This window comes from Paenibacillus thalictri (genome assembly GCF_004307995.1).
Lineage (GTDB): Bacteria > Bacillota > Bacilli > Paenibacillales > NBRC-103111 > Paenibacillus_AF > Paenibacillus_AF thalictri.
The window spans coordinates 18,726-29,591 of sequence record NZ_SIRE01000040.1; the positions used below are offsets into that span (position 1 = coordinate 18,726).

Consider the following 10,866-nt stretch of genomic DNA (forward strand, 5'->3'; position numbering starts at 1 on the left):
TAAGATGAACGAACTTTCCTTGTTTTCGTTTGCGCCGGCGCAAGAGCCCAAGCTGATGAACCCGCTGGTGCTCGCTTATATCGGCGACGCTTTCTATGAAATGTTCATCAGACAGTTTGTCGTGTCCCAGCCAAATCAGCGGCCGAATCATCTGCACCGGCAGTCGACCCGTTACGTTTCGGCGAAAGCGCAGTCCAAAGCGCTGACGCGGCTGCTGCCGCTGCTTACCGAAGATGAGCGCTATATGGTGAAAAGAGGGCGCAACGCCAAATCCGGCACCTCGGCCAAAAATGCCGATATTTTGGAATACCGGCACAGCACCGCATTTGAATGCCTTGTCGGGTATCTGTACTACACCAAACAGCTCGAAAGGCTGCATGAATTGTTAATGATCACAATCGAACCGCAGCATGCGGAGTCATAAAGCTTAAAGCTTCGGTCACCCCTGAACATATAAGGAGGCATCGTCCTTGGAAGAATATATTGCCGGCAAACACTCCGTGCTCGAAGCGCTGCGTTCGGGCCGGACCATCAACAAGATATGGATTGCCGAGAACGCTCAGAAGCAGCTGACCCAGCCGATTATCGGCGAAGCGAAGCAGCAGGGCGTGATCGTGCAAACCGTCGACAAACGCAAGCTCGATCAGATGGTGGAAGGCGTTCAGCATCAAGGCGTGGTCGCCCAGGTTGCCGCCTATGACTATGTGGAAGTGGACGATATTTTGGCGCGGGCGCGGGATAAGCAGGAAGAGCCGTTTATTCTGATCCTCGATGAAATCGAAGATCCGCACAACTTGGGATCCATTCTCAGAACGGCCGATTGCACCGGCGTACACGGCGTCATTATTCCGAAGCGCCGCTCTGTCGGGTTAACCGCCACCGTATCGAAGACGTCGGCCGGAGCGATTGAATATGTCCCTGTCGCCCGTGTCACCAATATTTCGCAAACGATCGAAAAGCTGAAGGAGCAAGGTGTGTGGGTTGGCGGAGCTGACGTTGAAGCCAAGCAAAATGTGTACCAGTCCAATTTCAACATGCCTATCGCTCTTGTCATCGGGAATGAAAATAAAGGAATGGGCCGGCTGATCAAAGAAAGATGCGATTTCCTGGTGAAGCTGCCGATGTTTGGACAAATCAATTCGCTCAACGCGTCGGTAGCCGCTTCGGTACTCATGTATGAAGTGGTCCGCCAGCGTACGGCGGTGAAATAGACGGCTTATGTATGGAAGAGTATTTAATTGTCGACGGATACAATATCATCGGTGCTTGGCCGGAGTTGGCCAAGCTTAAGGACAGGAATTTGGAGGAGGCGCGGGATCGGCTAATCGATATTTTAGCCGAGTACCAGTCGTTTTCGGGTCTCAAGACCTTGCTGGTATTCGATGCCTACTACGTTCCGGGTATCGGCGGCAAATACGTGCAAAGCAAGCTGAAGGTGTATTACACGAAGGAAAAGGAAACGGCGGACGAGCTGATCGAACGGCTCGTCAACAATCTGATGGGCCGCCGCCGGACGATTTATGTTGCGACCAACGATATGACCGAACAGCATGTTATTTTTGGCAAAGGGGCGCTGCGGCTGCCGGCCAGCGAATTGCTGACCAAAGTGAGGTTGTCCCGTAAAGAAATCAAGAAACAGATCCAGACGGAGACAAGCAAACGCACGAATCCGCTGGACGGGAACTTATCAGCCGATTTAAAAGCGCTGTTCGAAAAAATGCGGCGTGGAAAATAGGCTTTTTCACCATAATCTATCATTATCGAATCTGTTGACGATGTTAGATTACATAATGTATACTAAATTCAACTATAAGATGGGCAATAGGAATAGCAGTCTTGCAGGCCGGAGGGATTATGGTGAGTGTCGACCTCGGAGAGTTGAGAATGTACGAATATGACCTCAAGCCTGACGAAGATCTTGTTGAGGCGGTCCGCGAAGGCGATAGCGACGCATTGGAGTATTTGATCAACAAATACAAAAACTTTGTGCGCGCGAAGGCAAGATCCTATTTTCTCATCGGGGCGGATCGGGAAGATATTGTTCAAGAGGGCATGATAGGTTTATATAAGTCCATCCGCGATTTCCGCGGAGATAAGTTGGCCTCTTTTAAAGCTTTTGCAGAGCTGTGCATCACCCGCCAAATTATTACGGCCATTAAGACCGCAACCCGCCAGAAGCATATACCTCTTAACTCCTACGTTTCCTTGGATAAGCCGATTTACGATGAAGATTCGGACCGTACGCTGCTTGATGTCATTTGCGGTTCCCGCGTGAGCGATCCTGAGGAACTGATTATCAATCAGGAAGAGTTCACCGGTTTGGAAGACAAGATGGGCGAAATTTTGAGCGATTTGGAGCGGCGTGTGCTGATGCTTTATTTGGACGGCCGGTCGTATCAGGAAATCGCCGTAGATTTAGACCGTCATGTCAAGTCGATTGACAATGCATTGCAACGTGTGAAGCGTAAGCTGGAACGTTATCTCGAAGTAAGAGACGTTTAATTGAATAATAGATGAGAGAGGCTTCGATAAGAAGCTTTTTTTGTTTTTTGCCGTTTATAGCTCTTTATTATTGTGAATAATGTGGAGTATTGAGGTTGGATGGCCTTGTACGTTAATCAGTTTCCCTTGACACGATATATGGCTTATGCTAAAGTTAATTGGGTAGCCCTATTTTTGAGGCGTTTTTTTTGCTGATTAAAAAAGGGAAAAAATTTTGGGGCATGTCCGTAGGAGGTGTACATCATGCGGGTTATTATTACGTTAGCATGCACAAGCTGCAAACAAAGAAACTATGCGTCCACAAAAAACAAGCGCAACCATCCAGACCGCATGGAGTTGAAGAAATATTGCAGATTTTGCAATGAACATACTGCTCATCGCGAGACGCGGTAGGTGCTGGGGGTGTAGCCTGTGTCTTTTTTAGCTAAAATGAAGGGTTCCTTTTCCTTCTTCTCCGACAGCTGGTCCGAGCTGAAAAAAGTGAAGTGGCCAAGCCGTAAGGAAATGATCAGCTATACACTTGTGGTCCTTGGGACTGTAGTCTTTGTCACTGTGTACTTCTACGTGCTGGATCTTGGCATTTCCGAACTGCTTCGTCTCGTTCTTGGGCGATAAGGCGGGGATGAGATGACAACAATGGAAATGGAAACAAGATGGTACGTCGTACATACCTATTCTGGGTATGAAAACAAGGTCAAGGCGAATTTGGAGAAACGCGTCGAATCCATGAATATGGAGGACAAAATCTTCCGAGTGCTAGTGCCGATGGAAGAGGAAATTGTCAATAAAGACGGCAAGAAGAAATCGGTAATGCGCAAAGTATATCCGGGTTACGTGCTGGTCGAAATGATCCAGACCGACGACTCGTGGTATGTGGTCCGCAATACGCCGGGCGTTACGGGATTCGTAGGCTCGACGGGTTCGGGCTCCAAGCCGACTCCGCTTTTGCCGGATGAAGTCGAAGCGATTCTGAAGCATATGGGTATCGAAGCTCCGAAACCGGTTATCGATTTCGAGCTGAAAGAAACCGTACGCGTAAAAGTTGGCCCTTTTGCAAATTTTGTCGGTACAGTCGAAGAGATTATTCCGGACAAACTAAAGCTGAAGGTACATGTCAACATGTTTGGCAGGGAAACCCCGCTTGAGCTGGAGTTTACTCAAGTGGAGAAACTTTGATACATGGTTACATTGGTTTCCATAGGCCGCAGCCGTCAAGGCCGGGCCTAACAGGTGGGAGGGTTCAACCCGTTTAACCACACTACGTGCAGGGAGGTGTCTCACAATGGCAAAAAAAGTTATTAAAATGGTGAAGCTTCAAGTTAACGCAGGTAAAGCGAACCCGGCGCCGCCAATCGGTCCCGCACTCGGTCAAGCTGGTGTTAACATCATGGCGTTCTGTAAAGAATTTAACGCCCGTACTGCAGACCAAGCAGGTTTGATTATTCCTGTAGAAATCACAGTATTTGAAGACCGCTCCTTTACGTTTATCTGCAAAACGCCTCCGGCTGCTGTATTGCTGCGTGTTGCTGCAGGTATCGAGAAAGGTTCCGGAGAACCAAACAAGAAGAAAGTCGCTACCGTAAAACGTGCAAAAGTACGTGAAATCGCGGAGCAAAAAATGCAAGACCTGAACGCGGCTTCCGTTGAAGCAGCTATGCGCATGGTCGAAGGTACTGCTCGCAGCATGGGCGTTGTAATCGAAGACTAATTGCGTTACGGCGCTTATTTGATAAGCGCCACATCAGTGGGAGGATTTTCCGCTAATACCACAGAGGAGGATACATTCATGGCAAAGCATGGCAAGAAATATAATGAAGTTGCTAAGCTGGTCAACCCGGAAACGTTCTATGAAACGGCCGAAGCGATTGAGCTTGTAAAAAAAGCAACTGTTGCCAAATTCGACGAAACCGTTGAAGTGGCAGTTCGTTTGGGCGTTGACCCAAGAAAGCAAGACCAAGCAGTTCGCGGTGTGGTTGTATTGCCGCACGGTACTGGTAAAACCAAACGTGTTCTTGTATTCGCAAAAGGCGACAAAGCCAAAGAAGCGGAAGCGGCAGGCGCTGATTTCGTAGGCGATCAAGACATGATCAACAAGATCCAGCAAGGCTGGTTCGACTTTGATGTGTGCGTAGCGACTCCTGACATGATGAGCGAAGTCGGTAAATTGGGCCGTATTCTCGGCGGTAAAGGTTTAATGCCTAACCCGAAAGCCGGTACCGTTACTTTCGACGTAGCGAAAGCTGTTCAAGAGATCAAAGCAGGTAAAATCGAATACCGTTTGGACAAAGCGGGTCAAATCCACGCTCCAATCGGGAAAGTATCTTTTGATGCCGACAAACTCGCTGAAAACTTTAAAGCGTTGATCGACGCTTTGAACAGAGCGAAACCTGCTGCTGCAAAAGGCGTATACCTGAAGAACATCGCGGTTTCTTCCACGATGGGCCCAGGCGTTCGCGTAAATACACAACCTTACAGAGGTTAGTATTAACTGGTTGACTTTTTCAATCGGCTGTGGTAACCTTATCTGGTCCTAAAAACGAATATTTCTACCGTAGACAGCAGGTGTCCGTTATGGACTTAATATCCCGCCGAGGTGTTATGATACATTTTCTTTGCTTGAACCCAAAGGAAACGAAACGATCATGCCTTCGTAGAGTCTGCGAAGGCTTTTCTATTTGTTGAAAAGCCTTGAAGAAACGGCCGGTGAGAATCCGGAGAAGTCAGTTTTTGCTAGCGCAAAAGCTCTTAGGAGGTGCAAAGATGGCAAACGTAAAAATTATCGAAGCAAAATCCCAACAGGTGTCTGAAGTGGCATCCAAGTTGAAAGATAGTTCCTGTGTGGTTGTTGCAGACTATCGTGGATTAAACGTTAAGCAAGTTACCGAATTGCGTAAACAGTTGCGTGAAGCTGGCGTGGAATTCCAAGTGTTCAAAAACACATTGGTTCGCCGCGCAACCGCAAATGCGGAACTGTCCGAACTCGACGAATACTTGACCGGTCCTACCGCGATTGCTTTCAGTAAAGACGATGTAGTGGCTCCTGCCAAAATCCTTGCGGATTTTGCAAAGAAAAACGACAAGTTGAGCGTGAAAGCGGGCGTTGTAGAAGGCCGCGTTGTAGGCGTAGAACAAATTCAAGAACTGGCAAGCTTGCCTTCCCGCGAAGGTTTGCTTTCCATGTTGCTCAGCGTTCTTCAAGCTCCTGTACGCAACTTCGCCCTTGCGGTTAAGGCTGTTGCAGAGAAGCAAGAAGGCGGCGCGCAAGAAGCTTAATTTCCGGATAACGGACAAAAAAATCATCTTATTTAAGATAATGGAGGTTTAACCATGAGCAAAGAGCAAATCTTAGAAGCAATTAAAGGCATGACTGTTTTGGAACTGAACGATCTGGTTAAAGCAATCGAAGAAGAATTCGGCGTAACTGCAGCTGCTCCTGTAGCTGTTGTAGCCGGCGGCGCAGCACCTGCTGAAGCTGAGCAAACAGAATTCGACGTCATCTTGATGAACGCTGGCGCTTCCAAAATCAACGTTATCAAAGTTGTTCGCGAAATCACAGGTCTTGGCCTGAAAGAAGCAAAAGACGTGGTTGACAATGCACCAAAAGCAATCAAAGAAAAAGTTAGCAAAGAAGACGCTGAAGCTGTTAAAGCTAAATTGTCCGAAGCTGGCGCTACTGTAGAAGTAAAATAAGCTTTTGATCGCATAAAGTCACCCCTTGAAACTTGTTTCAAGGGGTGGTTTTTCTTGAGACTGGAATCTGCGATGGTGAAGGAGTCCATTCCAATCTGAGGAAAGGCCGATTTTCGACGGAGAGGTGGTGAAGCGCTTGTCGGACCATTATTACAGTCAAAAACCCGCGGCCAAACACGATCTGCATACGGTGGAGGAAGTGTTGCGGGGAAACAAGCTGAGTTTTGAAACGGATGCAGGGGTATTCTCCAAAAAGGGCGTCGATTTCGGTTCCAGACTGCTGATCGATACGATGGAAATTGCCCGCAATGCGGCCGTGCTTGATGTAGGTTGCGGTTATGGGCCTATCGGATTGTCTGCTGCGCTTCTTGCTGCTGGCGGTTCGGTCACGATGGTGGATATCAACGAGCGGGCTGTGGAGCTGTCCAGAAGGAACGCCGCCAGAAACCGGATCGCCAATGTGAAAATCGTTCAAAGCGATTTGTTGGCTGAAGTGAAGGAGATGGCTTTTGACGTTGTGCTTACAAATCCGCCGATTCGGGCGGGCAAAGAAACGGTTCACCGGATTTTTGAGCAGGCATATGACGTGTTAAAGCCGGGCGGGGCTTTATGGGTTGTGATCCAGAAGAAGCAGGGAGCGCCGTCGGCGTTTGCCAAACTGGAAACGATCTATGGGCAAACCATTGAGGTTACCAAAGATAAAGGATACCGAATCCTAAAAGCAATAAAATAGATGTGGCAGATGAGTTAAAAAAATTGACTTGACTTTTCGTTTGTGGTATTATTATTTAATGTCAGCATTAAGATTGGGTTTAATGTCTTTAGCTCGCTAAAATGTCAAGAGGGTTTTGTGCTGGCATGAATAAAAATTTACCATTCTACGTATAATGGTAAGATTTTAAGTGAAGGCTACTGGGTATGAAGTAAAACTGGCAGTAGTGTTTGTTTGTGTCGGCGTTTATGAAAAGTATTGATTTCTTACCAAAAAAAACTTCGGCAGAATCGCGGCCGCTCATTCGTTTGATGGACTACGATTGAAGTTTTTTTTGTTTTATTGAGTAGACATGAGGGGTGAATCTAGTTGGCGGGTCATCTTGTTCAGTATGGTCGACGCAAACGCAGGTCTTATGCACGCATCAATGAGGTATTGGAAGTTCCTAACCTGATTGAAATTCAGCAAAAATCTTATCAGTGGTTTTTGGATGAAGGATTGCGTGAAATGTTTCAGGATATTTCTCCGATTCAGGACTTTACGGGGAATCTCGTTTTGGAATTTATCGATTACAGCCTAGGTGAACCGAAGTACTCAGTCGATGAATCCAAGGAACGCGACGTCACTTATGCGGCACCGCTTCGTGTGAAAGTGCGCCTTATCAACAAGGAGACTGGCGAAGTTAAAGAGCAGGAAGTGTTTATGGGCGACTTCCCTCTGATGACGGAGACAGGTACTTTTATTATTAACGGGGCTGAACGGGTTATCGTCAGTCAGTTAGTTCGCTCTCCCAGCGTCTATTTTAGCACGAAAGTGGACAAAAACGGAAAGAGAAATTATACGGCTACTGTAATCCCTAACCGGGGTGCATGGTTGGAGCTTGAGACCGATGCAAAAGATATCATCTATGTTCGGATCGATCGCACCCGTAAAATTCCGGTTACCGTTTTGCTGAGAGCGCTTGGTTTCGGTACAGACGCTGAAATTATCGATTTGCTCGGCGATGACGAGTATATTCGCAACACGTTGGACAAGGATAATACCGATTCGACGGATAAAGCGCTTATCGAAATTTACGAAAGACTGCGTCCGGGTGAACCGCCGACGTTGGATAATGCGCGCAGCTTGCTTGTTGCCCGCTTTTTCGATCCAAAACGATACGATTTGGCCAATGTAGGCCGTTATAAAATTAATAAAAAGCTGCATATCAAGAACCGTTTGTTTAATCAGCGTTTGGCTGAAAGTTTGATCGACCTGGAGACAGGCGAAATTATTGCCGAAGCCGGGCAGTTGATCGATCGCCGCGTGCTTGATGAGATCTTGCCTTACTTGGAAGAGAAGGTAGGATTTAAAGAATATGCGATTGCTAACGGTGTAACGGAATCGGATCGCATTCCGGTGCAAGTCGTTAGTGTGTACTCGCCTATCGAAGACGGCAAAGTTGTGAAGGTCATTGCTAACGGGAAAATTGACAAGTCGGTGAAGCATATCACTCCGGCGGATATCATTTCTTCGATTAATTACTTTATCGATTTGCTGCATGGAATCGGCAGTACCGATGACATTGACCACCTTGGCAACAGACGTCTGCGTTCCGTAGGCGAATTGCTGCAAAACCAATTCCGGATCGGGTTGTCCCGGATGGAGCGCGTCGTTCGTGAGCGTATGTCCATTCAGGATGCGAATGTTATTACGCCGCAAGCGTTGATTAACATTCGTCCGGTTATCGCTTCAATTAAAGAGTTCTTCGGCAGTTCGCAGCTCTCGCAGTTTATGGATCAGACGAATCCGCTTGCCGAGCTGACGCACAAACGCCGTTTGTCCGCACTTGGACCCGGCGGTTTGACGAGAGAACGCGCGGGTTTTGAAGTGCGTGACGTTCACCATTCCCACTATGGCCGGATGTGTCCGATTGAAACGCCTGAGGGACCGAACATTGGTTTGATTAACTCGTTATCCACATTTGCACGGATCAACGAGTATGGATTTATCGAATCGCCGTACCGTTGGGTCGATCCTAAGACGGATATCGTTACAGACCAGATCGCCTATCTGACGGCGGACGAAGAAGATAACTACGTCGTAGCACAAGCTAACGCCGTGCTTACGGATGAAGGCAAGTTTGCTGAAGATTCGGTTATCGTCCGCTTTAAAGACGATATTCTGACTTTGCCGAAAGCCCGTGTTGACTACATGGACGTTTCGCCTAAGCAAGTGGTGTCCGTTGCGACAGCGCTCATTCCGTTCCTTGAAAACGATGACTCCAACCGTGCGCTGATGGGTTCCAACATGCAGCGGCAGGCGGTTCCGCTTCTGATTCCGAAAGCGCCGCTTGTCGGTACGGGAATGGAGCATAAGTCAGCGAAGGACTCCGGTGTATGTATTGTATCCAAATTTGACGGAGTTATTGAAAAAGTTTCGGCCAATGAAATTTGGCTGCGCCGCCAGCAAATGGTTGATGGACGTCTCGTACAAGGGGACATCGTTAAGCATAGACTGCATAAATTTATGCGTTCCAACCAAGGAACGTGCATCAACCAGCGTCCTATCGTGCAAAAAGGCGATATCATCAAAGCCGGCGATATTATGGCTGATGGACCGTCGACCGAGATGGGAGAGCTTGCTCTTGGACGTAACGTGGTCGTAGCGTTTATGACTTGGGAAGGCTACAACTACGAGGATGCGATTTTGCTTAGCCAGAAGCTTGTGAAAGAAGATGTATACACTTCGATTCATATTGAAGAATACGAATCCGAAGCTCGTGATACAAAGCTCGGTCCAGAAGAAATTACGCGCGATATCCCGAACGTAGGGGAAGATGCCCTGAAAAATCTCGACGAGCGCGGCATTATTCGCGTAGGTGCGGAGATTGGCGCCGGGGATATCCTAGTCGGTAAAGTTACGCCTAAAGGCGTGACCGAATTGACGGCGGAAGAGCGCCTGCTTCATGCGATCTTTGGTGAAAAAGCACGCGAAGTCAGAGATACGTCGCTTCGCGTACCTCACGGAACCGACGGTATCGTCGTTGACGTGAAAGTATTTACCCGTGAAAACGGCGACGAACTTCCTCCTGGGGTAAACCAACTCGTTCGTGTCTACATCGCGCAAAAACGGAAAATTTCCGAAGGCGATAAAATGGCCGGACGCCACGGTAACAAAGGGGTTATCGCCCGCATCCTGCCGGAAGAAGATATGCCTTTCCTGCCGGACGGCACACCAGTACAGGTCGTGCTTAATCCACTGGGGGTTCCTTCGCGGATGAATATCGGTCAAGTGCTTGAGGTCCATCTCGGCATGGCGGCCAATATACTCGGCTTTCATACGGCGACTCCGGTATTCGACGGCGCGCATGAATATGACGTCTTCGATGCGATGGAAGAAGCTGGCATGAACCGCAGCGGCAAAACGATATTGTATGATGGACGCACAGGTGAAGAGTTTGAACGTGAAGTAACCGTAGGGATTATGTACATGATTAAACTCGCTCACATGGTCGACGATAAAATCCACGCCCGTTCTACAGGACCATACTCGCTGGTTACGCAGCAGCCGCTCGGCGGTAAAGCGCAGTTCGGCGGACAGCGTTTCGGGGAGATGGAAGTGTGGGCGCTCGAGGCGTACGGTGCGGCTTATACGCTGCAAGAGATTCTGACCGTCAAATCCGATGATGTCGTCGGCCGTGTAAAAACGTACGAATCCATCGTCAAAGGCGAGAACGTGCCGGAGCCGGGCGTTCCGGAATCGTTTAAGGTCTTGATTAAAGAACTGCAAAGCTTGGGTATGGACGTTAAGATCTTGTCAGGCGACGAAAAAGAGATCGAAATGAAAGAAATGGACGATGAGGACGAAGTGACCAGCGATAAGCTGAACTTGAACCTCGAAGGCTCGGAAATGGGTATTGAGTAAGCCGTCAACGTTGCTTGAATAGATTCGTGGATTTGAGATGAAGCACAATTCTTAAG

General features: G+C 48.2%; 13 protein-coding genes and 1 other annotated feature. All 13 genes read left to right on the forward strand.

Annotated elements, in window-relative coordinates:
• Window positions 1–4: 4 nt before the first annotated feature.
• The 13 genes from EYB31_RS36595 to rpoB all read left to right on the forward strand — a co-directional run bounded on the left by EYB31_RS36595 (window position 5) and on the right by rpoB (window position 10,810).
• A complete protein-coding gene (locus EYB31_RS36595; protein ID WP_131018513.1) occupies window positions 5–424 on the forward strand; it encodes a Mini-ribonuclease 3 in 420 nt (139 codons plus the stop codon).
• A gap of 46 nt (window positions 425–470) precedes the next feature.
• A complete protein-coding gene (gene rlmB, locus EYB31_RS36600) occupies window positions 471–1,211 on the forward strand; it encodes a 23S rRNA (guanosine(2251)-2'-O)-methyltransferase RlmB (RefSeq protein ID WP_131018514.1) in 741 nt (246 codons plus the stop codon).
• A gap of 11 nt (window positions 1,212–1,222) precedes the next feature.
• On the forward strand, window positions 1,223–1,735 hold the full coding sequence (locus EYB31_RS36605) for an NYN domain-containing protein (RefSeq protein ID WP_131018515.1): 513 nt from the start codon (window positions 1,223–1,225) through the stop codon (window positions 1,733–1,735).
• 122 nt (window positions 1,736–1,857) lie between these two features.
• Window positions 1,858–2,502, forward strand: a complete 645-nt coding sequence (gene sigH / locus EYB31_RS36610) for an RNA polymerase sporulation sigma factor SigH (protein WP_131018568.1) — start codon at window positions 1,858–1,860, stop codon at window positions 2,500–2,502.
• A gap of 243 nt (window positions 2,503–2,745) precedes the next feature.
• On the forward strand, window positions 2,746–2,895 hold the full coding sequence (gene rpmG / locus EYB31_RS36615; protein ID WP_131018516.1) for a 50S ribosomal protein L33: 150 nt from the start codon (window positions 2,746–2,748) through the stop codon (window positions 2,893–2,895).
• 18 nt (window positions 2,896–2,913) lie between these two features.
• Entirely contained in the window at window positions 2,914–3,117 is a 204-nt protein-coding gene (gene secE, locus EYB31_RS36620) for a preprotein translocase subunit SecE (RefSeq protein ID WP_131018517.1), read from the forward strand.
• Between the two features lie 27 nt (window positions 3,118–3,144).
• Window positions 3,145–3,678: a transcription termination/antitermination protein NusG gene (gene nusG, locus EYB31_RS36625; RefSeq protein WP_131018569.1), complete on the forward strand. Its 534-nt coding sequence runs from the start codon at window positions 3,145–3,147 to the stop codon at window positions 3,676–3,678.
• A gap of 106 nt (window positions 3,679–3,784) precedes the next feature.
• Window positions 3,785–4,210, forward strand: a complete 426-nt coding sequence (rplK, locus tag EYB31_RS36630; protein ID WP_131018518.1) for a 50S ribosomal protein L11 — start codon at window positions 3,785–3,787, stop codon at window positions 4,208–4,210.
• A gap of 78 nt (window positions 4,211–4,288) precedes the next feature.
• On the forward strand, window positions 4,289–4,984 hold the full coding sequence (gene rplA / locus EYB31_RS36635) for a 50S ribosomal protein L1 (protein ID WP_131018519.1): 696 nt from the start codon (window positions 4,289–4,291) through the stop codon (window positions 4,982–4,984).
• A 49-nt stretch (window positions 4,985–5,033) separates the two neighbouring features.
• Window positions 5,034–5,184 (forward strand) — a sequence feature (ribosomal protein L10 leader region).
• Between the two features lie 78 nt (window positions 5,185–5,262).
• The gene (gene rplJ, locus EYB31_RS36640) at window positions 5,263–5,775 is read left to right on the forward strand and encodes a 50S ribosomal protein L10 (RefSeq protein ID WP_131018520.1); all 513 of its coding nucleotides are present in this window, start codon (window positions 5,263–5,265) and stop codon (window positions 5,773–5,775) included.
• Between the two features lie 54 nt (window positions 5,776–5,829).
• Complete coding sequence (gene rplL, locus EYB31_RS36645) at window positions 5,830–6,192, forward strand: 50S ribosomal protein L7/L12 (protein WP_131018521.1); 363 nt, start codon at window positions 5,830–5,832, stop codon at window positions 6,190–6,192.
• Between the two features lie 136 nt (window positions 6,193–6,328).
• Window positions 6,329–6,925: a class I SAM-dependent methyltransferase gene (locus EYB31_RS36650; RefSeq protein WP_131018522.1), complete on the forward strand. Its 597-nt coding sequence runs from the start codon at window positions 6,329–6,331 to the stop codon at window positions 6,923–6,925.
• 348 nt (window positions 6,926–7,273) lie between these two features.
• Window positions 7,274–10,810: a DNA-directed RNA polymerase subunit beta gene (gene rpoB / locus EYB31_RS36655; RefSeq protein WP_131018523.1), complete on the forward strand. Its 3,537-nt coding sequence runs from the start codon at window positions 7,274–7,276 to the stop codon at window positions 10,808–10,810.
• Window positions 10,811–10,866 lie beyond the last annotated feature (56 nt).